Origin of the sequence: Microbacterium sp. AZCO (assembly GCF_039614715.1) — a bacterium.
GTDB lineage: Bacteria > Actinomycetota > Actinomycetes > Actinomycetales > Microbacteriaceae > Microbacterium.
Genome location: NZ_CP154857.1, coordinates 2429616 through 2453271 on the forward strand (window position 1 = coordinate 2429616; position 23656 = coordinate 2453271).

Below are 23656 nucleotides of genomic sequence, written 5' to 3' on the forward strand. Positions count from 1 at the left end.
CACGCACGCAACCGTCCAAGTCTACCCGATGCGCTCCATGCCCTCCCCACGAGCCGGACTCCCCATCCCTCGCGCACGCTCCCCAGTCCCTCACCGAGCGCACTCCCCATCCCACCGCACCCACCCCAGCCCCTCGCCGAGCAGGATCCCGGAGATGTGCGAGATCGCGGATGCAGACTCCCCACGCATCCGCCATCCCGCACATCTCCGCTGTTCTGCGCATTCGGTCAGGCCGCCCGATGCAGTCCCTGTGCGACGGCGCGCACGATCATGTCGTGCACCTCGGGCCACGCGGAGACGACCTGGGCGAAGTCGACGCGGATGACGTGGTACCCGAGCAGCTTCAGCCGGGCATCGTGGGCGATGTCGCTGCGCCGCTGTGCCCCCACGTGGTGACCGCCGTCGACCTGCAGCACGAGCCGGTCGCCGATGAGGAAGTCGACCGCGTGGCCTGCCAGCCAGATCTGCTGCCGGATGGGCAGCCGCAGGAACCGCAGCCGCACAGGCACGAACGTCTCGAGTCCCGAGTCGGAATACGACGAGCACTCCGCCAGCAGGGAGCGTGCGGCGGTGGGCAGAGGCATCCGCTCCAGCGATTCGCGGAGAACGAGCTCGTGACGCAGCGCCGACTCCCAGACGGCGAGCGCCTCTTCGTGTGGGAGGCACGAGGCGACGAGGGCCAGAACGTTCTCTATCGGATCCACGAGGGCATCCGGATGCCGCGGCACGATCGGCCGCGCCCAGTGCACGTGAGTGCCGTTCCTCAGCTCGCCGACGTGATGATGCGGCGGCGCGGCGACGTGCACCGTGTCGTCACGCAGAACCCACAGGCCGAGCCGGCGCGCCTCAGTGTGGCACGTGAGCACGACGCCGGCACGCGCGGCCGCGACCAGGTACGGGTCCGCGGTGGGGTCGGCCACCCAGCCGTTGCGCGGACGCGTGAGCAGCCCGGACGACACGGCGCCCTCGATGCTGCGGCGCGAATACCCACGTGCGCGAAGCGCCGCGGTGCGCACCACTCCCCCCGCCTGGCGAACGGCTCCGGTCACACGTTCCACGACTCGAGCGTGGCGCGCCGTCGCACCAGGACACGACACCACGAGGTGCGATGTGGAGAGCCGGCCTCACGCCGGCTCTGGGGAGGAGGCGGCGCGGCGCGCGCCATCGCGGAGAAGTGCAGACGTGCGGATGCCGGGGGCCGAGGCATCCGTCATCCTGCGCATCTCCGCGGTTCTGCTCGCACCCGCGATTCTGCTCGCACGCGGCGCCGCCATGCCGCCCGATCACGCACGCCGGGAACGACGAAGCGCCCCGCCGATGGCGGGGCGCTTCGCGGAGAGGGGGGTCTCTCAGAGCTTGGTGACCTGGTCGAACGACAGCTCGACGGGGGTCTCGCGCTCGAAGAGCGAGACGAGGACCGTGAGCTTGCCGCTCTCGGGCTTGATCTCGCTGATCGTGCCGGGAAGACCCGCGAACGAGCCCTCCTTGATCGTGATGGTCTCGCCGACCTCGAAGTCGACCTCGGCCGGGATGACGCGCGCGGCAGCGGCGGCGCCCTTCTTGGCCGCGCCGGCCTTGGCCGGGACGGTCTCCTTGATCTCGACGAGGCTCTTCAGCATGTTGAAGGCCTCTTCGAAGCGGAGCGGGGTCGGGTTGTGGGCGTTGCCCACGAAGCCCGTGACGCCCGGCGTGTGGCGCACGACCGACCAGGTGTCCTCGTTGAGCTCCATGCGGACGAGGACGTAGCCGGGGATGCGGACGCGCGTGACCATCTTGCGCTGGCCGTTCTTGATCTCCACGACGTCCTCCATGGGGACCTCGATCTGGTAGATCTCCTCCTCGACCTCGAGCGTCGACTTGCGCTGCTCGATGTTGGCCTTCACCTTGCGCTCGAAACCGGCGTAGGAGTGGATGACGTACCACTTGCCCGGGAGGGTGCGCAGCTCGGCGCGGAACGCCTCGTACGGGTCCTCCTCTTCGGCGTCGACCTCGGCCTCGGCGTCGGCGAGGTCGCTGAGGAACTCGTCGCCGAGCACGGGCTCGTCGGGGTCGCCGTTGACGTCGGGACCGTCGTACGGGTCGACGTCGTCGGCCGCGGCGGCGACGCGCTCGGCGGCCTCCTCCGCGATGGAGTCGTTGAGCACCTCGGCGGCGGCTTCGGTCTCCGCGGCCTCGTCCAGGTTCAGTGCGTCGTTCACGATCGCGTCCGCCTCAGGGTCGTCGATGTCGATGTCGTCCAGGTCGGCGAGGTCTTCGTCGTCGTCGTTGTCGTCGACGACGTGCAGCGCGACGTGCTCCGCGGGCTCTACCGAGTGCTCCTGGCCGGAGAGGACGTTGCCCTCCTGCGCCTCGTCGTCCTCGGAGGACTGCTCAGCGGCCGTCGCCCAATCGGCGTCGTCGACATATCTTTCAGACACTTCGTTCTCTTCCGTTCGTGGGCGCCGGATTCGATCCGCGCCCGCGTCGCGACAGTGGGTGCTTACGCCCCAGCCGGAACGCCGAAGACGACGGTCGTCAGCCAGACGAACAGCAGATCGAGACCGTAGACGAGCGCCATCATGACGACGACGAAGCCGAGCACGACGCCAGTGAACTTGAAGAGCTCCTGGCGCGTCGGCGTGACGACCTTGCGAAGCTCCCCGAAGACCTGACGGATGAAGAGCGCAATGCGCGCGAAGAAGCCGGGCTTCTTCTCGCGGGGTGCCGTCGCGTCGCTCTTGGCGACGACTTCGCCCTTCGGCTCGTCTTGAACCATCGAACCCACCTGATTACCTTCCATGTGCCAGCTTCCGCTGACGCGCAGGGCGGACAGGAATCGAACCTGCAACCTGCGGTTTTGGAGACCGCTGCTCTGCCAATTGAGCTACCGCCCTAGAGACCCGGAGGCCTCGGGATGCCCGCACTTCTGCGCCGTGTCCTAGCTGTTGAGGGCTTTGCCCGAGACCCGGGCACGGCGAAGAATTGCAGACTTCAACTGCATGATCCAGTGTACGGCATGCCTTCCCGGCCCGCGAACCGAGCGCGGTCCGACATGCGGAGACAATGGCTGATCCCGCGCGCGCTCGCCCGCTCGACGACCGGACCTCCGGGCGTCGAGCGAGCGGAGCGACGACGATCACGCGCCGATGCGGATCAGCTTCTTGTTGACGAACTCGTCAGCTGCGAGGAGCCCCATCTCGCGCCCCGTGCCGGAGCGCTTGACGCCGCCGAACGGCAGCTCGGGCGAGTCGGCCAGCACGACGTTGACGTAGACCATGCCGGCGTCGATCCGGTTCGCGACGCGCTCGGCCTGCTCCTCGTCGGTCGTGAAGACGTACGAGCCGAGACCGAACGGCGTGTCGTTCGCGACGGCCACCGCCTCGTCCTCGTCGGCCACCTTATAGACGACGCCGACGGGTCCGAAGAACTCCTCGCGGTAGGCATCCATGTCGCTCGTCACGTCGGCGAGCACGGTGGGGGCGTAGAAAGCGCCGTCCCGCGTGCCGCCCGCCACCAGGCGCGCGCCCTGCGACACCGCCTTGTCGACCTGCGCCGCGAGCCGCTCGGCCGCCGTGACGGAGGACAGGGGCCCGAGCACCGTGTCGTCGGCGAACGGGTCGCCCACCTTCGCCCCGGTCATCGCGGCCGTGAACTTCTCGAGGAAGGCGTCGTAGAGGCCCTCCTGCACGATGAAGCGCTTGGCGGCGTTGCAGGACTGGCCCGTGTTGTCCAGGCGCGCGTCGACGGCGGCCTGAACGGCGCCGTCGAGGTCGTCGGTCGACAGCAGGATGAACGGGTCGGAGCCGCCCAGCTCGAGCGCGACCTTCTTGAGGTTGCGGCCCGCGATCTCCGCCACGGCGGCGCCGGCGCGCTCGGAGCCCGTGACGGATACGCCCTGCACGCGCTTGTCGGCGATGATCGTCGCCGCCTGGTCGTTGGTGGCGTAGACGTTCGTATACACGCCGTCGCCGAGGCCGGCATCCTCGTAGATCTTCGCGATCGCCGCGGCCGACTCGGGGCACTGCGGAGCGTGCTTGAGCAGGATCGTGTTGCCGACGACGATGTTCGGCGCCGCGAAGCGCGCCACCTGGTAGTACGGGAAGTTCCACGGCATGATGCCGAGCAGCACGCCCAGCGGCGTGCGGCGGATGACGGCCGTGCCCTCGCCGATGATGTCGATCGGCTGGTCGCCGGTGACCTTCTCGGCGTTGTCGGCGTAGTACTCGGTGATGTCGGCGGCGAAGTCGACCTCGCCGACGGCCGCCGCGAGCGGCTTGCCCATCTCGCGCACGATGATCTCCGCGAGCTCGTCGCGGCGCTCGCGGTGCAGCTCCGCGACGCGGCGGATGCGGGCCGCACGCTCCGCGACGGGGGTGTCGCGCCACGTGCGGTAGGCGGCATCCGCCTGCGCGATCGCGGCCTCGAGCTCATCGGCGCTCACGGTCGGGTAGGTCGCCAGGGTCTCGCCCGTGGCGGGGTTCACGACGGCGTAGTCGCTCATGCGGGTCGTCCTTTCGTTTTCTCTCACGCAGTCTGACGGGTGCGGCGAAGGCTGGGCGGAGCATCCATCGACAGGGTCTCGCCGCGGAAGAACGCGGGGCGCTTGATCGCCTGCCAGATCATGATGACCACACCCACGAGGATCACGGTGACGCCGAGGACGAACACGAGGCCGAGGCCGCCGATGCTCGACCCGCTGCCGTACGCCGGGTCCATCGAGTCGATGAGGGTCGTGACGAACAGCACCGCCAGGATGCTGCCGCCGACGAGCGGGAACAGGAAGGTGAAGAAGAAGCTGCGCACGGAGTCGAACCACTGCTTGCGGAAGTACCAGACGCACGCGAACGCGGTGAGGCCGTAGTAGAAGCAGATCATCATGCCGAGCGACAGGATCGTGTCGGTCAAGACGTTCTCGCTCAGGACGCGCATGACGGCGTAGAACACCGACGCCACGATGGCCGAGACGATCGTCGCGTACCCCGGCGTGAAGAACCGGGGGCTGACACGCGCGAACTTCGGCGGGATCGCGCCGTAGTGACCCATCGCGAGGAGCGTGCGTGCCGGGCCCACCGCCGTGGACTGCAGCGACGCCGCGGAGCTCGAGAGCACGGCGAGCGACACGAGAAACGCGAGCGGGCCGAGGATCGGGTCGGAGAGCGCGAAGAACACATTCGCCGAGATGTCCTCGTTCGCAAGGCCCAGCGGCCCCGTGCCGACACCGGCGAACATGATGAGGCCGATCGACAGCAGGAGGTACAGCGCGACGACGATGACGACCGTCAGCATCGCGGCGCGGCCGGGCGTCTTGGCGGGGTTCTTCGTCTCCTCGTTCATCGTGAGCACGACGTCCCAGCCCCAGAAGATGAAGATGGACAGCGACAGTCCGGCCGCGAAGGCGCTGAACGTCGGCACCTCGAGGGGGTTGAACCACGACCACGAGAACGCCGTGGGATCGGGCGCGTCGCCCTGGACGGCCTTGACGATCGCGACGATCGCGAAGAGCAGCAGCACGACGACCTGGAAGCCCACCAGGATGTACTGGAACTTCTGGGTCGTCTGCATGTCGCGGTACGACACGAGCGTCGCGCCGAGCATGAACAGCAGGCAGACGACCACATTGATGAACGGGTTGAACGCGAGCTCCGCGATGGCGGGGTTGCCCGTGAGCTGCGAGATCAGCAGGAACAGGAACTCCACGGCGATGCCCGCGAGATTGGAGAGCACGATGACGGTCGCGGCGATGAGGCCCCACCCCGTCATCCATCCGATCCACGGGCCGAAGGCCCGCACACCCCACGTGAAGGAGGTGCCGGAGTCGGGCATGGCGCGGTTGAGCTCGCGGTAGCCGAAGGCCGTGAGGAGCATCGGGATGAAGCCCACGAGGATGATCGCGGGCACCTGCGTGCCGACGACGGCGACGGTCGGACCGAGGGATGCTGTGAGCGTGTAGGCGGGCGCGATCGTGGAGACGCCGATCACGACGGCGCCGAGCACGCCGACAGCGCCGGCGCTCAGCCCCTTCTTCGAGAGCTCGCCGGCATGCGCGCCGGAGGCGGGGGCCAGCGGCGTCGCTGAACCGGTCTGTGAAGCGCTCATACGCGGGAACCTTCCTTGTCGCGTGTTCGGGGCACGACGACCATCGGGACGGGAAGCTCGTGCAGCATCTTCGCCGCAGTCGAGCCGAGGAACAGGCGGCGGGGCTGGGCGAGGCGGCTCGAGCCGACGACGGCGAGCTCGCCGGGCTCCCAGCTGAGGTGCGCGACGGCCTCCTCGATGCTGTCGCCGCGGGCGACGACGACGTCGGCCTCGACGGCCTCGGGCAGCGTGTCGAGCGCCTTGCCCAGCACGTCGTCCGCATGCGCCGCACCGGCGACCCGGATGACACCGGTGTCGACCGACGCGGGGAGGTCGACCGACACGAGCGAGAGCAGGCGCAGGTGCGCGTGCGCGGCGATGGCGAGCGAGACGCTCTCCTCCAGGAGAGCCTCAGCGCCGGGGCGCGTGCCGATCGCGACAGTGACGCGGCTCACGCCGGTCGCCTCGAAGCGGCGCGAGCCCTCGGGCGCGAGGGCGACGGGCACATCGGAGGAGTGCAGCAGCTCGTTCGCGACGGTGCCGAGGCGGTGGCGGCCGCGAAGGCCGCCGTTGGCGGCGCCGACCACGATGAGGTCGGCGTCGAACTCGTGCGCGGCGGCGATGAGGCCCTCCGCGAAGGAGTCGCCGAAGCGCACGTGCGCGGCGTGGGTCACGGCATCCGGGATCGACTCGGCGGCCGTCTGCAGCCAGGCCTCCGCCTGTCCCTGCAGGTATCGGTCGTACCCGGCGTCGGGCGGCGTGATGACGCTGCGGTCCTCGGCGGGGAGGACGAGCACGAGCTCGACGGACGAGCCGAGCGCCGCGGCGAGGCGCGCGCCCAGCGCGACGGCGTCGGCTCCGGCATCCGTCGCCGTATAGCCGACGACGATGCGACCCGTCATGCGTGCGCCTCGTCGATGATGTTCGCCGCGACGAAGCGGCCCATGCGGATGGCGCCGTCGACGTGCTGGTAGCCGGCGCCCGCCATGTCGCTGCACGCGAAGTGGATCGGTCCGACGGGCGTACGGAGGTCGGCGCCGTAGCGGTGGAGCCCGCCGAGGTCGAAGCTCGCGGCGTACGCGCCGCGCGTCCACTCCTCGCTGCCCCAGTCGCTCTCGTAGTAGACGACGGGGTTCTTGGCCTCCGGGCCATAGTAGTGCGAGAGCGACTCGAGGATGCGCTCCTTGCGCTCCTCGGCCGACAGTGCGAAGACGTCGTCGGCGTTCTGATCGGAGACGAAGCCCACGAGGGTGCCGCGCTCATCGCCGTGGTTGGTGTTGTCGTACGCCTCGTGCGACAGCTCATAGGGGCTGAACGCCGTGCCCGACAGGCCCTTCTCGCGCCAGAACGGGGTCTCGTAGACGGCGTGCACCTTGATGACGAAGCCCATCGAGAGGTGCTGGTGCAGCTGGTGCTGGCGACGCGGGAGGGCCGGGACGAACTGGATGCGGCTGTACAGCACGGGCGCGTGCGCGAGGATCGCGTAGCGGGCGTGCACCGTCTGCGTGTCGGTCGTCGCCGTGACGCTGGTCCCCGACCCCGTCGAAGCGTCCGACCACTCGAGCGTGCGCACCGGCGAGCCGAGGAAGACGTCGTCGCCGAGGCGCTCGGCGAGGAGGAGCGGCACCTGCTGCAGACCGCCGACGACGCGCTTGTCGAGGATGAAATCGGCGTCGACGAGGTGCGAGTAGCTGCCGGCCGAGGCGGCCATGAGGAGCGACTGCAGGAGCGAGACGGCGTGGATCGGCTTCGTGAGCATCGCCGAGCCGGTCGGGAACGCGAGGTTGCGGACGGCCTCGTCGTCGTCGGTCTTGGCGCGCAGCCACGCCTCCCACGAGACGGAGTCCCACTCGGCGGCCTTCGGGTGCGCCCACGGGCGATCGGGGTCGATCTCGGCGACCATCGCGTCGAGCTCGTCGGTGATCTCGGCGATGATGCGCTCGGTCTCGGCCGACACGGGGAACATCTCGCCCGTGAAGCGCTTGGCCACACCGTCGGGCCCGACGTACACGGAGTCGCCCTCACGGTAGCGGTCGTACGTCTCGAGCCCGAGCTCGTCGATGGTGTCGATGAGCGCCTGCTGATCGGGCGACACCCACTGTCCGCCGATCTCGAGCGTCGCGCCGTCGATGACGTCGGTCCACAGGCGTCCGCCGACGCGGTCCCGCGCCTCGAGGACGGCGACCGAGAGCCCCGCCTTCTTCAGCTGGTTGGCGGCCGTGAGTCCGGCCGCTCCGGCTCCGATGACGACGACGTCGCGCGTCAGCTCAGACATGAGTGCTCCTTTGCTCGAGTGAGGGATGAGTCGGCGGACTCCGCGTCCGCAGGCGACGGACCCGGCCTCCCCCGTGCCGGGTCCGTCGACCGCGTGGTCAGTTCGCGGCGAGTGCCGCGGCCACGACGTCGATGCCCTCGTGGAGCAGCGCGTCGGGGATCGTGAGGGGCGGGAGGAAACGGATCACGTTGCCGTAGGTGCCGCACGTGAGCACGATGACGCCGTCGGCGATGCACGCCTTGGCGATGGCCCCGGTGAGGGCGGCGTCGGGCTCACCCGTCGCCGGGTCGACGAACTCGGCGGCGATCATGGCGCCGTATCCGCGGACGTCGCCGACGCGGGGGTCGGAGGCCTGCAGCTCGCGCAGGCGGGTCGTGAGGATCTCGCCGATCTCGTTCGCGCGCTCGATGAGGCCCTCGGTCTCGTACACCTCGATCGAGGCGAGCGCCGCGGCGCAGGCGATCGGGTTGCCGCCGTAGGTGCCGCCGAGGCCGCCCGTGTGCGAGGCATCCATGATCTCGGCGCGACCCGTGACGGCGGCGAGGGGAAGCCCGCCCGCGATGCCCTTGGCCGTCGTGATGAGGTCGGGGACGATGCCGAAGCGCTCGCTGGCGAACATCGCGCCCGTGCGGGCGAAGCCGGTCTGGATCTCGTCGGCGATGAAGACGACGTTGTTCGCGCGGCACCAGTCGACGATGGCGTTGAGGAACCCGTCGGCCGGCACGATGAAGCCGCCCTCGCCCTGGATGGGCTCGATGATGACGGCGGCGAGGTTGTCGGCGCCGACCTGCTTCTCGATGACCGAGATGGCCTTCTTGGCAGCGAGGCCGCCGTCGAGCCCGTCGCGGAACGGGTACGAGAGGGGCGCGCGGTAGATCTCCGACGCGAACGGCCCGAAGCCGCTCTTGTAGGGCATCGCCTTCGCGGTGAGCGCCATCGTGAGGTTGGTGCGGCCGTGGTAGCCGTGGTCGAAGGCGACGACGGCCGACTTCTTCGTGAACTTGCGGGCGATCTTGATCGCGTTCTCGACCGCCTCGGCGCCGGAGTTGAACAGCGCGCTCTTCTTGACGTGGTCACCCGGGGTGACGCGGTTGAGGGCCTCGGCGACCGCGACGTACGACTCGTACGGCGAGACCATGAAGCACGTGTGCGTGAACTGCGCGACCTGGGCCTGAACGGCCTCGACGACCTTGGGGTGGGCGTTGCCGACGCTCGTGACGGCGATGCCGGAGCCGAGGTCGATGAGCGAGTTGCCGTCGGCGTCGACGATGACTCCCCCGCCGGCCGCGACGGCCTCGATGGGGGCCGTGTGACCGACGCCCGCCGCGACGGCGGCGGCCTTGCGGTCGAGCAGCTCCTGCGAGCGGGGGCCGGGGATGCTCGTGACGAGGCGGCGCTCCTGCGGCAGTGAGGGCCCGCCCAGCGGCGTTGCGGTGACGGTGTCGATGGCGGTCATGCTGGCGAGCGTACGGACGGGGGCGCCGCCCGTGCACTCTCCACGGTGTACATTCTGATGCGCCGCGTGTACACCTCGTACAGCACGGACGTCGGGAGGTCGGATGGATGCCACGGCCGAGGCCCCGACGCTGCGTGCGCTGCTGAAGCGGCGCGAGCTGCACCTGCGCCTCGAGGGCGACGAGGACGACCTCGCACCCGGCGCCCTCGACCAGTACGTGCGCTGGGTGCACAGCTCCGACCTCGCCGACCCCACGCCCTTCCTGTCCGAGGGCCTCGCGCTCCTCACCACGGGGACGCAGTTCCGGGATGCCGGTGACGAGACGTTCCACTCGTACGTGCACCGTCTCGCGGCGCGGGGCGTCGTAGGACTCGGGTTCGGCACGGAGGTCGTCCGCGACGGCATCCCTCCCGCCCTCGCGGAGGCGTGCCGCGACGAGCGGATGCCGCTCTTCGAGGTGCCCTACCGCACGCCCTTCATCGCCGTGGCGCGAGCGAACGCCGAGGCGATCGCGGCCCAGGCCTATGCGCGGCGCAGCTGGGCGCTCGCGGCGCAGCGCGCCATCGCCCTCGCGGCGCTCCGCCCCGACGGGCTCGGCGCGACGCTATCCGAGCTGGCCCGTCAGCTGGACACCTGGGTCGGGCTCTTCGACGCCGCGGGCGTGCTCACCCGCGAGCATCCGACCCGCGGTCTGGACGACGTCGTGCTCGACGAGCTCGCCGACGAGGTGGGTGCCGTGCTGCGGCGCGGCGCACGCGCCGGGTCGTCGCTGCGCATCGGCGGCGCCCCCTTCACGATGCAGACGCTCGGGCGCGGCGGACACCTGCGAGGCGTCATCGCGATCGCGGCCGGCGAGCTCGACCAGGAGGGCCGCGGCGTCGTGACGTCGGTCGTCGCGATGGCGGGGCTCGCCTTCGAGCAGCAGCAGAGTCTCGCCCGCGCGCACGACCTCCTGCGCGCGGGCCTGGTGCAGTCGCTCCTGACGGGAGACGCCGCCCTCGCGCGCCGCATCGCGCGCGACCTGTGGGGCGGGCTCCCCGCCGCTCCGGTTCGGATCGCGGTGACGGATGCCGCGGCCGCGCGCTCCGACGCCGTGTCGGAGTGGCTGACGCTCCGCGCCGCGGAGATGCGCGGCTCGGTCTTCCACGGCCGCGCCGAGGACGCGCTCGTCGTCGTCGCGCACGACGACGAGGTGTTCGACGAGCTCGCGACCCGGTTCGAGGCGCGGCTCGGGGTGTCCGAGCCGGTGCCGTACGCCGAGTTCCCCGACGCCCACGCCCAGGCGGTCACGGCGCTGCGCCGCGGGACCGAGCCCGTCACGAGGTTCCGCGAGATCGCGGCATCCGGCGTCCTCTCGGCGCTGGACTCCGAAGCCGCCCGGTCGCTCGCCGCCGCCCGGCTGGCCCCGCTGCGCGAGCACGACGCCGAGCAGGGCACCGCGCTCGTCGACACCGTGCGGTCATGGCTCGAGCACGATGCGCGCATCGACGCCGCCGCGACGGCTCTCGGGGTGCACCGCCACACGGTGCGCGCCCGGATCGGCCTCGCCCAGCGCCTCCTCGGCACCGACCTCACCTCATTCGCCGCGCGGGCCGACCTCTGGGCCGCGCTCCAGGTCGCGCGCGACTGACGTCGGCGCGACCCGCGCGCGAGAGCGCGTCGCGCGCGCGGGCATAACTCCTCAAAGTCGGCCCCACTCCCGCGTGGGTCGCGGCGTGTCGGGTCAAGCAGGGGCCGGAATTGAGGAGTTGGTGCCCGGGTCGCGCGCGACTGACGTCGGCGCGACCCGCGCGAGAGGCTGCCGCCCGCGCGGGCATAACTCCTCAAAGTCGGCCCCGCACCTGCGTGGGTCGCGGCGTGTCGGGGTCAAGCAGGGCCGATCTTGAGGAGTTGGTGCCCGGGTCGCGCGCGACTGACGCCCGCGCGACCCGCTGGAGAGCTGCCGCCCGCGCGGTCATAACTCCTCAAAGTCGGCCCCGCAGCTGCGTCGGTCGCGGCGTGTCGAGACCGCGCACGGCCGGTCTTGAGGAGCTGGTGCCCGGGGGTCAGCGGGGGGCGTGAGCCTCGAGGAATTCGTAGACGTCGGTCGTGTCGACGCCCGGGAAGGCGCCGGTCGGGAGCGTCGCGAGCAGCGTGCGCGGCGTGCGCACATTGGGCCACGACTGCTCGCGCCAGGCCGACTCGAGCTCGGCGGGAGCCCGCCGGCAGCACACCTCGACCGAATGCTTCGAGACGCCCCGGTTGGGGGTGTCGCGGCCGAGGAACCACTTCGTGTCGTCGAAGCGCACGCCGACCGAGATCGAGTGCGCGCCCTCGCTGGACAGCTCGACGCGGGCCGTGCACCAGTACGTGCCGTTGCCCGTGTCGGTGTACTGGTAGTACGGGTTGAAGTGGTCGTCGACGTCGAACACGACGCGGCTCGTCCACTTCCGGCAGCACATCTGCCCCTCGATCGCGCCGAGCCGATCGGTCGGGAAGTTGACGTCGTCGTTCTCGTACACCTTCGTGATGACGCCCGACTCGTGCACCTTGAGGAAGTGCACCGGGATGCCGAGATGCCGCGTCGCGAGATTGGTGAAGCGGTGCGCGGCCGTCTCGTACGAGACCGAGTAGGCGTCGCGGAGGTCTTCGATCGAGATCGCCCGATCCTTCTTGGCGTCCTCGAGGAACGGCACGGCGTGCGCCTCGGGGATGAGCAGGGCGCCCGTGAGGTAGTTCGTCTCGACCCGCTGCCGCAGGAACTCGGCGTAGCTCGTCGGCTCCCGGTGGCCGAGGATGCGGCTCGACAGCGCCTGCAGCACCGACGTGCGGGGGTCGCCCTTCGTCGTGAGCCGGCTCGACAGATAGAGCCGCCCGTTCTTGATGTCGGCGACGCTCCGGGTCGTCTGCGGCAGGTCGGGCACGTAGTGCAGCGTGAAGCCGAGGTGCGCCGCGATGTCGGACGCCGTGCGCTGCGTGAGCGGTCCGCCCGGATGGTCGACGGCGTCGAGTAGCGACCGGGCCTGCTCCTCGAGCTCGGGGAAGTAGTTGTTCTGCGTGCGCATGAGGCGACGGAGGGCGACGTTCGCCCGGCGGGCCTCCTCCGGCGTCGCGGCCCGCTCGTCGCGCAGCCGCTCGATCTCGGTCTGCAGCGCGAGCATCGCCTTCAGGGCATCGGTCGGGACGGTCTTGCCGATCCGGAACGGGGCGATCCCGAGCGCCTGGAACGTCTGCCCCTTCATGGCCCTTTCGAGGGCGATCTCGAGGGTGGCCCGCTCGTCGAGCGGCTCCGACTCGAGGAGGGCGTCGAGGGTCGAGCCCAGGGCTCGCGCGATCCCACGAAGCAGCGTGAGCTTCGGCTCCCGACGCCCGTTCTCGATCATCGAGAGCTGGCTCGGCGCGCGATGGACGGCGGCGGCGAGCTCTTCGAGCGTCATGCCGCGAGCGGTTCGCAGCTGCCGGATGCGGCGGCCGATGGTGAGGGGATCCACCTCTTCATCGTCGGCGAGATCGACCCCGGCACGGTGGTCGAGCGACGTCGTCATAGCCGGATTCTGTCACGAAAGCAGAAATCCCACGAAACTTCACACCCGAATCCGTCGGGATGAGCCCACATCTTCACCGCAGAGTGGTCTCACGACCCACCGTCCGATCGGCACAGAACGCGGATCTCGGGATGCCTCACCCGGCGCACACGCCAGGTTGAGGCATCCCTCACCCCACCGGCACTCGTTCACAGGAAGCCAGGCAGATGACACCTGCAACCACCACCCCGATGCGCACGCGCACCCAGCCCATCCCCACTCAGACCCACGAGCCCGCCATCGAGGTCACAGGTCGTCTCGGAGCGCGCTACGACGAGATCCTCACGCCCGCCGCGCTCACGTTCCTCGCGGAGCTGCACGACCGCTTCGGCGCCCGCCGCCACGACCGGCTCGCCGACCGGCTGCGTCGCCGCTTCGAGATCGGCAACGGCCACGACCCGCAGTTCCGCGACGACACGCGTCACATCCGCGAGGACGCGGAGTGGAGGGTCGCGGGCGCCGGTCCGGGTCTCGAGGACCGCCGGGTCGAGATCACGGGGCCGACCGACCCCAAGATGACGATCAACGCGCTCAACTCGGGCGCCAAGGTGTGGCTCGCCGACCAGGAGGACGCCACCAGCCCGACCTGGCGCAACGTGATCGAGGGTCAGCTGAGCCTCTTCGATGCGATCCGCGGACAGCTCGAGTTCACGAGCCCCGAGGGCAAGCGGTACGAAGTCACGGCGACCGAGACGCCGACGATCGTGATGCGTCCGCGCGGCTGGCACCTGCCCGAGAACCACATCCGCTACACCGACCGCGCCGGTCGCACCATGGCGACCTCCGGGTCGCTCGTCGACTTCGGGCTGTACTTCTTCCACAACGCGCACCAGCTCATCGCGAACGGCCGGGGCCCGTACTTCTACATCGCCAAGCTCGAGTCGAGCGAAGAGGCGAGGCTGTGGGACGACGTCTTCACGTTCAGCGAGCGGTATGCCGGCATCCCGCACGGCACGATCCGCGCCACGGTGCTCATCGAGACGCTGCCGGCGGCGTTCGAGATGGAGGAGATCCTCTTCGAGCTGCGCGACCACATCGCGGGCCTCAACGCCGGCCGCTGGGACTACATCTTCTCGATCATCAAGAACTACCGCGGACGCGGGGCCCGCTTCGTGCTCCCCGACCGCAGCGAGGTCACGATGACGGTGCCGTTCATGCGCGCCTACACCGAGCTGCTCGTGAAGACGTGCCACAAGCGCGGGGCGTTCGCGATCGGCGGGATGAGCGCCTTCATCCCGAACCGCCGGGATCCTGAGGTGACCGAGCGCGCCTTCGAGAAGGTCGCCGCGGACAAGAAGCGCGAGGCCGGCGACGGCTTCGACGGCACGTGGGTCGCGCACCCCGACCTCATCCCGGTGGCGCGCGCCCAGTTCGACGCCGTCCTCGGCGACCGGCCGAATCAGCTCGACCGGCAGCGGCCGGAGGTCGAGGTGTCGGCGTCGGATCTCATCGACGTGCACATCGGACGACCCGTCACAGCAGCCGGCGTGCACGGCAACGTCTCGGTGGCGATCCGCTACATCGAGGCGTGGCTGCGAGGGCTCGGTGCCGTCGCGATCGACAACCTCATGGAGGATGCCGCGACCGCCGAGATCAGCCGCAGCCAGGTGTGGCAGTGGATCCACCAGGACCAGACCACCGAGGACGGCACCGCGATCACCCGCGAGTACATCGAGTCGCTGATCACCCAGGTGCTCGGCGAGGCCGGCCGGACGACCGGCGACCGCTTCGACGACGCCACCGAGGTCTTCCGCGAGGTCGCGCTGGGCGCCGACTTCCCGGCGTTCCTGACGCTGCCCGCCTACTCGCGGTTCCTGACCCAGACCGCCTGACCCCCGGCATCCATGTCCCGATTTCTGCCGAAAACCGACCGCTGAGCGGCGGGAATCGGGACATGATCGCCCCTTTTCGGGACATGACCACCCCACTGACGAAGGACAGGAAATGACCACCTATCACGACGACATCGAGGCGATCCAGGCGCTGAAGGCGCAGCACGGCGAGACCTGGCATGCCATCGACCCCGAGTCCGCCGCCCGGCTCCGCGCGCAGAACCGATTCCGCACGGGACTCGAGATCGCCCAGTACACGGCCGACATCATGCGGCGCGACATGGCGGAGTACGACGCCGACTCGTCGGTCTACACGCAGTCGCTCGGCGTCTGGCACGGCTTCATCGGCCAGCAGAAGCTGATCTCGATCAAGAAGCACCTGAAGTCCACGAACAAGCGCTACCTCTACCTGTCGGGGTGGATGGTCGCGGCGCTGCGCTCGGAGTTCGGGCCGCTTCCCGATCAGTCGATGCACGAGAAGACCGCGGTGCCGGCTCTCATCGAGGAGCTCTACACGTTCCTCCGGCAGGCCGATGCCCGGGAGCTCGACCTGCTGTTCACGCAGCTCGACGGCGCGCGGGCCGCGGGCGACGAGACGGCGGTCGAGTTCATCCAGTCGCAGATCGACAGCTACGAGACCCACGTGGTGCCGATCATCGCCGACATCGACGCGGGCTTCGGCAACCCCGAGGCCACGTACCTGCTCGCGAAGAAGATGATCGAGGCGGGCGCCTGCGCGATCCAGATCGAGAACCAGGTGTCCGACGAGAAGCAGTGCGGCCACCAGGACGGCAAGGTCACCGTTCCCCACGAGGACTTCCTCGCGAAGGTGAACGCGGTGCGGTACGCCTTCCTCGAGCTCGGCATCGACAACGGGATCATCGTCGCCCGCACCGATTCGCTGGGCGCGGGCCTCACGCAGAAGCTCGCCGTCTCGACCACCCCGGGCGACCTCGGCGACCAGTACAACGCGTTCCTCGATGTGGAGGAGATCGGCGAGAGGCAGCTCAGCGACGGCGATGTGGTGATCCGCCGTGACGGACGGCTGCTGCGGCCGAAGCGCCTGCCGAGCAACCTGTACCAGTTCCGCGCCGGAACCGGCGAGGAGCGCGTCGTGCTCGACTGCATCACGTCGCTGCGCAACGGAGCCGACCTGCTGTGGATCGAGACGGAGAAGCCGCACATCGAGCAGATCGCCGGCATGGTCGACGCGATCCGCAAGGAGGTCCCCGACGCGAAGCTCGTCTACAACAACAGCCCGTCGTTCAACTGGACGCTCAACTTCCGCCAGCAGGCCTACGACCAGCTCGCGCAGCAGGGCGAGGACGTCTCGGCCTACGACCGGGCGGACCTCATGAGCGTCGACTACGACGACACGGAGCTCGCTCGACTCGCCGACGAGAAGATCCGCACCTTCCAGCGCGACGGCTCAGCGCGGGCCGGAATCTTCCACCACCTCATCACGCTCCCGACGTACCACACGGCCGCCCTGTCGACCGATGACCTGGCCAAAGGATACTTCGGCGACGAGGGCATGCTCGCCTACGTGCGGGGCGTGCAGCGCCGCGAGATCCGCGAGGGCATCGCCACCGTGAAGCACCAGAACATGGCCGGAAGCGACATCGGCGACAACCACAAGGAGTACTTCGCCGGCGACGCCGCGCTCAAGGCGGGCGGCCAGCACAACACGATGAACCAGTTCAGCTGAGAATCGAGCACGGGATGCCGCGGCCCGCCGGGTCGCGGCATCCCGTGTTCGCGGGATCGGCGATTTGGGGGTCGCGCCGACCACCCGTGCGGGCGTAGCTTCAACTCGAACGACGAGGGCTGCCGGGGGGCAACGTGAGCACCGTCTATATACTTCTGCGCGCCGACGACATGGTCGTGGTCGGGGTGCGATGGACTGAACTGGATCTGGTCGACGGCGCGCTGCGCGCTCGCGGGCCGGGGGCCACGATCACCGTCCTGTTCCCGCCGCAGCACGTGGCCGAGCAGGTCGACGCGCCGGGCTCTGCGCCGGATGACATCGGCGGCACGCCGGTGTGGCGGTCGCAGCTCGCCGCGGCGAGCGCCGTGACCTTCTCGGTCGCGCCCGACGCGGTCGTGCCGTTGAGCGTCGAGGGCGTGCTCGGGGCGGTCGCGAAAGCGGGATATGTCGCCGACGGCACGGTCATCGAGCTGCCGTGGCGCCTGCACATCGCTCCCGGCACGGCGACGTGGCGGCACGCTGCCACGCCTCTCGTCTCACCGGACGGTGTCGTGGGCCTCTGGCTCACGCGCGGAGCGGACCCGGCGACGACGGTCGAGCTGTTCGCGATCGACGACGGCGTCGCGCAGCAGGCCGATCCGTTCCCCCTCGCCCTCACGACCGCCGATCGCTCGATCATCGCGTCGCACGCGAGCACGACGCCCGCGCATTCGCGCCGGCTCGAGCTGAGCGCCCTCGGCGGCTCGCTCTCGGCCGTGGGGCGCTGGCCCGACTTCGACTGGGAGCACGAGGCAGCCCTGGGGCGCGACGTCTTCGTCCACACCGTCGCACGCGTGCGCATGTATCCGTTCAACCACCAGGCGGAGCTCTCCTCGGTGTCGCGACGCGTCTTCGACCCCGCGACGGGGGTCGCGGTGCTCCGCAAGACGACGACGCTCACCTTCATCGACCCCGTCGCCCGGCCTCCGCGGTCCCGCGAGTTCCCGTTCGACGAGGTCGAGGTGCTGCAGACGGCGTACTCGGATCTGCCCGAGCAGCGCTGGGTGAACTTCACGCGGGGCAGCGCGATCCTCGGCGATCTGCAAGCCGAGCGCGACAGCAAGGACGGTCGTCGCAGCGAGCTCGAGCCGATCGTGTCGGCCGAGATGGTGCGCGACCGCAGCTTCGACGAGCTGGTCGGCTCCGGGATGCCGGAGGCGCAGCGCCTCGTCGAGCTGCAGTCCGCGATCGACTCCATCGACGCGGAGCTCATTCCGGGCGAGCAGGCGTGGGCGGATGCGGGTCCGATCCAGGACCAGATCGACCAGCTCAGCCGTCAGATCGACGATCTCAACCGGACGCCCGTCGGACCGGACGGCTTCCTCGACCCGTCGATCAGCGACCAGATCCGCGAGCTCAGCCAGCAGATCTCCGACCTCAACGCGCAGATCGGCACGCTGCCGAGCGCGGCCCGCCTCTCCCAGCTGCACGCGCAGCGTGCGCCGCTGCAGGCCGAGGCCGACCGGCTCCGGCCCGCGATCGACGCCGAGAGCACCCGCGACCGCAGTCTCGACGAGCTTGTGTCCGCCGGCATGCCCGAGGCGGCGGAGTACCAGCAGCTCCTCGCCGACATCGCCGCGCTAGACGCGCAGATCCAGGTGGAGAGCACGTCGAAGCGCGATGAGCCGTGGTACTTCCTCCCCCGCGATGCGGCGGGACTCATCCCCTTCCCCGTGCGGCTGCGCGGCGCCGCGGGAGACGTCGACGCCACCATCCCGATGATCGCCGTGCGCGAGTTCCAGCTCGATCCGATCGGGTCGCAGCCCGCGTTCGTCGCGGTGAGCGACCCGCAGACCATCGAGCGGCTGCAGCAGGAGTGGACGCAGGCCGCGGCATCCACCGTCCCTCTCGCGCCCACGCGCGTCGACCTGGTCCGCGCGGCAGCCCCGGCCCCGGGGGACGTCCGCGTCGTGCACGCCCTCGAGATCGTAGGGGCGGTGACGGATGCCGGCTACCTCCCGCGCCTCGAGAGCTTCGCCATCGAGCTGCCCGAGGTCTCGACGCTCCTCTCCGACCTCGCGCCGGTGCCGTACACGTTCGCAGAGGAGTTCCTCGACGGCTCGCTCGACTCCGTGGTCTTCCGCACGGTCGGCGAGGCCGTGGATCTCAGCTTCATCGAGAACGCCCGCAACTCCGGCGCCCTGCTGTCGCCGCGCATCCTCGCCGACGGGCTGTCGCGGGAGCTCGGTCCCGTCGCGATCGCGGGGATCCGCAGCCAGGCCGAGGGGCTGTTCGACGCTTCCCAGCTCTTCGCCGACGGCGCGACGCTGCTCGGCTTCGACCTCGCGACGCTCGTGCAGCGGCTGCCCGTGCCGCCGGCCATCGTCACCGACCTCCTCGAGGGCAGGGCGCCGGTCGTGCGGATGACGTGGACCGACGTCGCGGTGCACTCGTTCGGGCCGTTCGTCGCGACCGACGACACGCGCCTCGACCTCGAGATGCAGGCCGGCCCGGACGGGTCGTTCATCACCTGCACGCTGCGCTCGTTCGCGCTCGCGCTGCCGATCCCCGAGCACGAGCTGCTGCGGCTCACCTTCACGGAGCTCGCATTCACCCAGAAGCCGGGCGAGGAGCCCGACCTCGACGTGTCGGGTCTTTCGGCCGAGTTCCGCAACGAGCTGAAGCTGCTCGAATCGCTCCAGAGCGCCGTGTCGCTCGGCGACGAGGGTCCGACGATCCGGGCGACCCCGGCCGGCATCTCCGCGAACTACCTGCTTCCGATCCCGCCCGTGACGGCGGGGTCGTTCCAGCTCAAGGACATCGTGTTCCGCGCCGGCGTCGACGTGCCGTTCGGCAAGGAGCCGCCCAGGGTCGGGATCGGATTCGCATCACGAGAGCGCCCGTTCCTCGCGACGGTGCTGATGTTCGGCGGCGGCGGCTACGTCGACCTCGAGATCGACCACACCGGCATCCGCCGCATCGAGGCGGCGATCGAGTTCGGGGCCTCGATCGGGTTCGACTTCTTCGTCGCCGAGGCCGAGGTGCATGTGCTGGGCGGCATCCGCTACACCCAGACCGGCAATGCGATCGCCGTGTCGGGATACCTGCGGATCGGCGGGTGCGTGCAGATCCTCGGCCTCGTGTCGGTGTCGATCGAGATGCTCGTCGCCCTTTCTTACGACAGCGGGTCGAACGCGCTCATCGGCCGCGCGACCCTCGTGATCGAGCTCGACCTCACGCTCTACTCCACGTCGGTCGAGCTGGACAGCGGCCCGTGGCGCATCGCCGGCGGCGACGAGTCGCCCGCGATCGAGCGGGTCGCGGCGCCCGATGCCGTCCGGGAGCGGGTCGCGGCGCCCGATGCCGTCCGGGACGGGGTCGCCGCCCGTGACGCCGGACCCGACGCCTTCCTCCTTCAGAACGACTCCGTGCGCGGCAATGCCGACGGTGCGGGGAACGACCCGGACCTGTTCGTCGAACAGTGGCGCTCGTACCGGGAGGCGTTCGCATGAGCACGATCGTCTTCGTCTCGCTCCCCCAGCCCGGCGGGCGCGTGTCGGTGCTCGTCGTGCCACGCCTGACGGGCTCGCTCACCGAGGGCGGGATGGCGGACTGGGCCGCCGATCTCGCCGCGGCGGAGTTGGAGCTCGTCTCCGACCCGGGCGGCAGCGCGCCGGTCCGGCTCGCGGCGGCGCCCGACCCGCAGCTGTGGCGCTCGGTCTTCCCCGCGACGACGCCCGTCGTGCCGTTCGCCCCGGTGGCCTATGAGAAGCCGCGGGTGGAACCCTCGGCATCCCTCCACGACCGCATCGGCGAGACGTACGCCAACTCGGCGAAGGCCGTCGCGGCGGGCGGCGCCGAGGCCGACGCGAGGGTGCGCGAGCAGCTCGCGACGTGGGACGAGCCGGACGACGAGAGCCCCGCGGCCCCCGTCGGCACGGGTCAGTGGGTCGAGCCGGACTTCCACCGGTCGGTGTCGCTGCTGCGCGAGCATCCCGCCGTGCTGCGCGCTCTCGGGCTGATCTTCGACATCGAGCCGCCGGCCGGCATCGTCGGGGCCGGCGGACGGCTGCGCGTGCGCTGGCCGTCGAACCCGGCCATCGTGTCGCCGTGGACCGCGTACGAGCGCACCGACCGCGGCCTCGTGCCGAAGGCCGGCGGCGACGTCACGGCCGGCATGGTCGACCTCGGCACGCCGGACTGGGCCGTCGCGTCGGTCGACATCCTGGGCGGTGCCGGACGTCTTCGGGATGCCGCGCGCGCCGTCGCTGCCGGGGGCGACGCCGTAACGCTGCCGACGCTGCGCTCGCAGGGCATGTCGCTGCTGCGGCGCGGCCGCGCCGATGCGCTCGAGGCCCGCCGCACGGCGGCTGCCGCGCATGGCGCCGACCTCGGCGAGACGACGTTCGCGGCGGACGACCTCGTGCTGGGCTACCGCGTCGACATCCGCCGGCAGGGGTCGCCGTGGCGCTCGGTCACGGCACGCCTCGCGACCTATCAGCTGAACGGGATGCCGGTCGGCCAGCCGCAGATGCCGGACGACGGACACGTCAAGCCCAACGCCGTCGTGCGCGAGGACGACGGCACGCTTCGCGCCGACGAGGTCGTCGCGCGGTGGGACGGCTGGAGCCTCGCGGTGCCCCGCACGGCACCGGGCACCCGCAACGCCACCGGCCCGCGGCTGCCCCTCCCGTTCGACTTCGTCGCCGACCTGGCCGTCGAGCGCGGCACGCTGCCGTCGCTGCGATTCGGCGAGGAGTACCGGATGCGGGTGCGGGTCGCCGACCTCGCGGGCGGCGGGCACGCGGTCGACAGTCCCGAGGCCGACTCCTTCTCCACCGACTTCACGACCTATCGGCGCTACGAGCCCATCGGTGCGCCGCTCATCACGCTCGATCCGAACGGAGGCGACTCGCTCGCGGCGGGCGAGGGCGTAGAAGAGCTCGTCATCCGAAGCGACCGCGGCCTCGACGTCGCGGCGTTCGCGGCGCAGCATCCGCAGTATCCGACCGCCGTGACCCGGCAGCTCGCCCCGCCGGTCACGTCCCTCCGCATCGCCGAGGAGCACGGCGCGCTCGATCACGTGAGCGACGAGGTGATCCGGGATGCCGCGGCCACCGGCACGATCGTCGACCCCGCCGCCGGCGGGGTGCTGCTCACGGTTCGCAACGCGCCCGGCACGGTCGCCGCGGGCGCCGCGATCGACCGGGACTGGTCGGGATCGTGGCCGGCCCTCGCGCCGAAGTCGCTGACGCTGTCGGCGCCCGAAGGCACGCGCCCGCGCATCGAGTGGGAAGGTGAGGTCGCGCGACTGCGTCTGGGTCCGGCGGAGCAGCTGACCCTCGACATCTCGTCGTTCTTCGCCGACGGGGTGGCGACGCAGTTCGAGATCTCGGAGTGGCTGCGCGAACTGCCGACGACGGCGATCACGACCGGCCGCCATCCGATGGCGACACCGCCGCGGCCGGTGCGGTTCGTCCACGCCGTCCGCAAGCCGCGCACGGATCCGGCCGGGACGCTGCAGCCGCAGCGGACCCCCTCCGCGACGCATGCGATCCTCGCCCCCTCGACGCCGACGCTGGGGGTCGACGTCGCCAGCACGGCCCAGGTCGACCTGGACGCGACGTGGCAGGAGTGGAGGGATGCCCCCGAGCCGACGACCGCCGTCGACACGATCCCGTCGCTGACTCTCGAGCTCGGCGCCCCCGCGCTGCCCGAGATCCGGCACGAGTTCGCCGACACGAAGCACCGCCGCGTGACGTACCACGCGACCGCGGTGAGCCGCTTCCGACGGTACTTCGACGCCGACGAGCCGGCCGAGGCGTTCATCGCGGATGCGACCCTCGCCGAAGTGCGCATCCCGAGCTCGGTCCGCCCGCCGCGGCCTCTCGTGCGCGCCGTCACGCCGGCCTTCCGCTGGACGGGCACCGACCTCCCCACCGGATGGACGCGCGTCGAACGGCGACGGGCGGGAGGCATCCTGCGCGTCGAGCTCGCGCGCCCCTGGTTCGAGACCGGGCAGGGCGAACAGCTCGCCGTCATGGTGTGGGATTCAGCGGGCCCGCCGCCCGCGAACGTCGATGTCACCCGCACAGGCAGGGACGCGATCCGCGCCACCACGCCGCTGCTGTCGTTCCCACCGCTCTCTGTCTTCGCCGACCCCGACGGCGCGGTGTTCCGCGACCAGGGGGTCACCGCGGTGCCCTACGACGTGTGGTTCGCCGACGACCGCTGGTGGGCCGACGTCCCGGTGCCCGGTGTCGCAGCGGCGTCGTACTCTCCGCTCGTCCAGCTCGTCGTGGCGCGCTATCAGGCCGACAGCCTCGACGGCCTTCGCCTGTCGGAGCCGGTCAAGACCGACCCCGCGCCCGTGCTTCCCGACCGCACGCTCGTCGTCGAGCGCGGCGGCGGCACGATCACGGCGACCCTCCAGGGGCTCGCCCCCACGGCACCGGGCAACACCGTGCACGTGTCGATCGAACGCGCCGACGTCGCGGCGGGCGTGGAGGCCGCCGATCCGCTCGGCTCGGGTGAACCGGCCTGGCGCCCGGTCCAGAGCTCCTCGGGTGCGATCGGCACGCGCATCCAGCTGGCGCTTCCGGCGGACGGTGCGGCGCACCGCCTCGTCGTGCGCGAGACGGAGGACATCCCGGGCGATGAGGTCACGGACGCCTCTCCTCCCGAGCTCGTCTCGCGGACGGTGTTCGTCGACGTCATCGCCCTCGGCTGAGGCATCCCGTCGTCGGGGAAGATTCTTTTCGCGCGTTTCGTCGACCTTTCCTCGCGTCG

General features: G+C 70.6%; 14 protein-coding genes and 1 tRNA gene. 5 read left to right on the top strand and 10 right to left on the bottom strand.

All coding sequences use genetic code 11. From position 1 onward, the window contains the following. Positions 1–227 precede the first annotated feature (227 nt). The 9 genes from AAIB33_RS11405 to gabT all read right to left on the bottom strand — a co-directional run bounded on the left by AAIB33_RS11405 (position 228) and on the right by gabT (position 9785). On the bottom strand, positions 228–1058 hold the full coding sequence (locus AAIB33_RS11405) for a DUF559 domain-containing protein (RefSeq protein ID WP_345800079.1): 831 nt from the start codon (positions 1056–1058) through the stop codon (positions 228–230). A gap of 291 nt (positions 1059–1349) precedes the next feature. After that, positions 1350–2417: a transcription termination/antitermination protein NusG gene (gene nusG / locus AAIB33_RS11410; RefSeq protein ID WP_345800080.1), complete on the bottom strand. Its 1068-nt coding sequence runs from the start codon at positions 2415–2417 to the stop codon at positions 1350–1352. Between the two features lie 62 nt (positions 2418–2479). Beyond that, positions 2480–2755: a preprotein translocase subunit SecE gene (gene secE, locus AAIB33_RS11415; protein WP_345800081.1), complete on the bottom strand. Its 276-nt coding sequence runs from the start codon at positions 2753–2755 to the stop codon at positions 2480–2482. A 45-nt stretch (positions 2756–2800) separates the two neighbouring features. Next, a tRNA-Trp gene (locus AAIB33_RS11420) sits at positions 2801–2873 on the bottom strand. Between the two features lie 242 nt (positions 2874–3115). After that, on the bottom strand, positions 3116–4480 hold the full coding sequence (locus AAIB33_RS11425; RefSeq protein WP_345800082.1) for an NAD-dependent succinate-semialdehyde dehydrogenase: 1365 nt from the start codon (positions 4478–4480) through the stop codon (positions 3116–3118). A 23-nt stretch (positions 4481–4503) separates the two neighbouring features. Next, positions 4504–6075 (bottom strand): APC family permease, encoded by a 1572-nt coding sequence (locus AAIB33_RS11430; protein WP_345800083.1) that lies wholly within the window; start codon positions 6073–6075, stop codon positions 4504–4506. Further along, the gene (locus tag AAIB33_RS11435; RefSeq protein ID WP_345800084.1) at positions 6072–6956 is read right to left on the bottom strand and encodes a universal stress protein; all 885 of its coding nucleotides are present in this window, start codon (positions 6954–6956) and stop codon (positions 6072–6074) included. The genes AAIB33_RS11430 and AAIB33_RS11435 overlap by 4 nt, the downstream gene beginning before the upstream one ends. Continuing rightward, complete coding sequence (locus tag AAIB33_RS11440; protein ID WP_345800085.1) at positions 6953–8329, bottom strand: NAD(P)/FAD-dependent oxidoreductase; 1377 nt, start codon at positions 8327–8329, stop codon at positions 6953–6955. The genes AAIB33_RS11435 and AAIB33_RS11440 overlap by 4 nt, the downstream gene beginning before the upstream one ends. 97 nt (positions 8330–8426) lie before the next feature. Next, positions 8427–9785 (bottom strand): 4-aminobutyrate--2-oxoglutarate transaminase, encoded by a 1359-nt coding sequence (gene gabT / locus AAIB33_RS11445; RefSeq protein ID WP_345800086.1) that lies wholly within the window; start codon positions 9783–9785, stop codon positions 8427–8429. Positions 9786–9888: 103 nt separating this feature from the next. Between gabT and AAIB33_RS11450 the strand changes: the two genes are divergently transcribed. Further along, positions 9889–11415: a PucR family transcriptional regulator gene (locus AAIB33_RS11450; protein WP_345800087.1), complete on the top strand. Its 1527-nt coding sequence runs from the start codon at positions 9889–9891 to the stop codon at positions 11413–11415. A gap of 415 nt (positions 11416–11830) precedes the next feature. Here the strand turns inward: AAIB33_RS11450 and AAIB33_RS11455 are convergent, their stop codons facing one another. Further along, positions 11831–13309, bottom strand: a complete 1479-nt coding sequence (locus tag AAIB33_RS11455; protein WP_345800088.1) for a helix-turn-helix domain-containing protein — start codon at positions 13307–13309, stop codon at positions 11831–11833. A gap of 230 nt (positions 13310–13539) precedes the next feature. On the opposite strand from AAIB33_RS11455, the gene aceB reads away from it, so the two are divergent. The 4 genes from aceB to AAIB33_RS11475 all read left to right on the top strand — a co-directional run bounded on the left by aceB (position 13540) and on the right by AAIB33_RS11475 (position 23597). Next, complete coding sequence (gene aceB / locus AAIB33_RS11460; protein WP_345803426.1) at positions 13540–15180, top strand: malate synthase A; 1641 nt, start codon at positions 13540–13542, stop codon at positions 15178–15180. 112 nt (positions 15181–15292) lie between these two features. After that, positions 15293–16888, top strand: coding sequence for an isocitrate lyase (locus tag AAIB33_RS11465; RefSeq protein ID WP_345800089.1), 1596 nt, complete (start codon positions 15293–15295; stop codon positions 16886–16888). A gap of 134 nt (positions 16889–17022) precedes the next feature. After that, positions 17023–20379: a hypothetical protein gene (locus tag AAIB33_RS11470; protein ID WP_345800090.1), complete on the top strand. Its 3357-nt coding sequence runs from the start codon at positions 17023–17025 to the stop codon at positions 20377–20379. Next, a complete protein-coding gene (locus tag AAIB33_RS11475; protein WP_345800091.1) occupies positions 20376–23597 on the top strand; it encodes a hypothetical protein in 3222 nt (1073 codons plus the stop codon). The genes AAIB33_RS11470 and AAIB33_RS11475 overlap by 4 nt, the downstream gene beginning before the upstream one ends. Positions 23598–23656 lie beyond the last annotated feature (59 nt).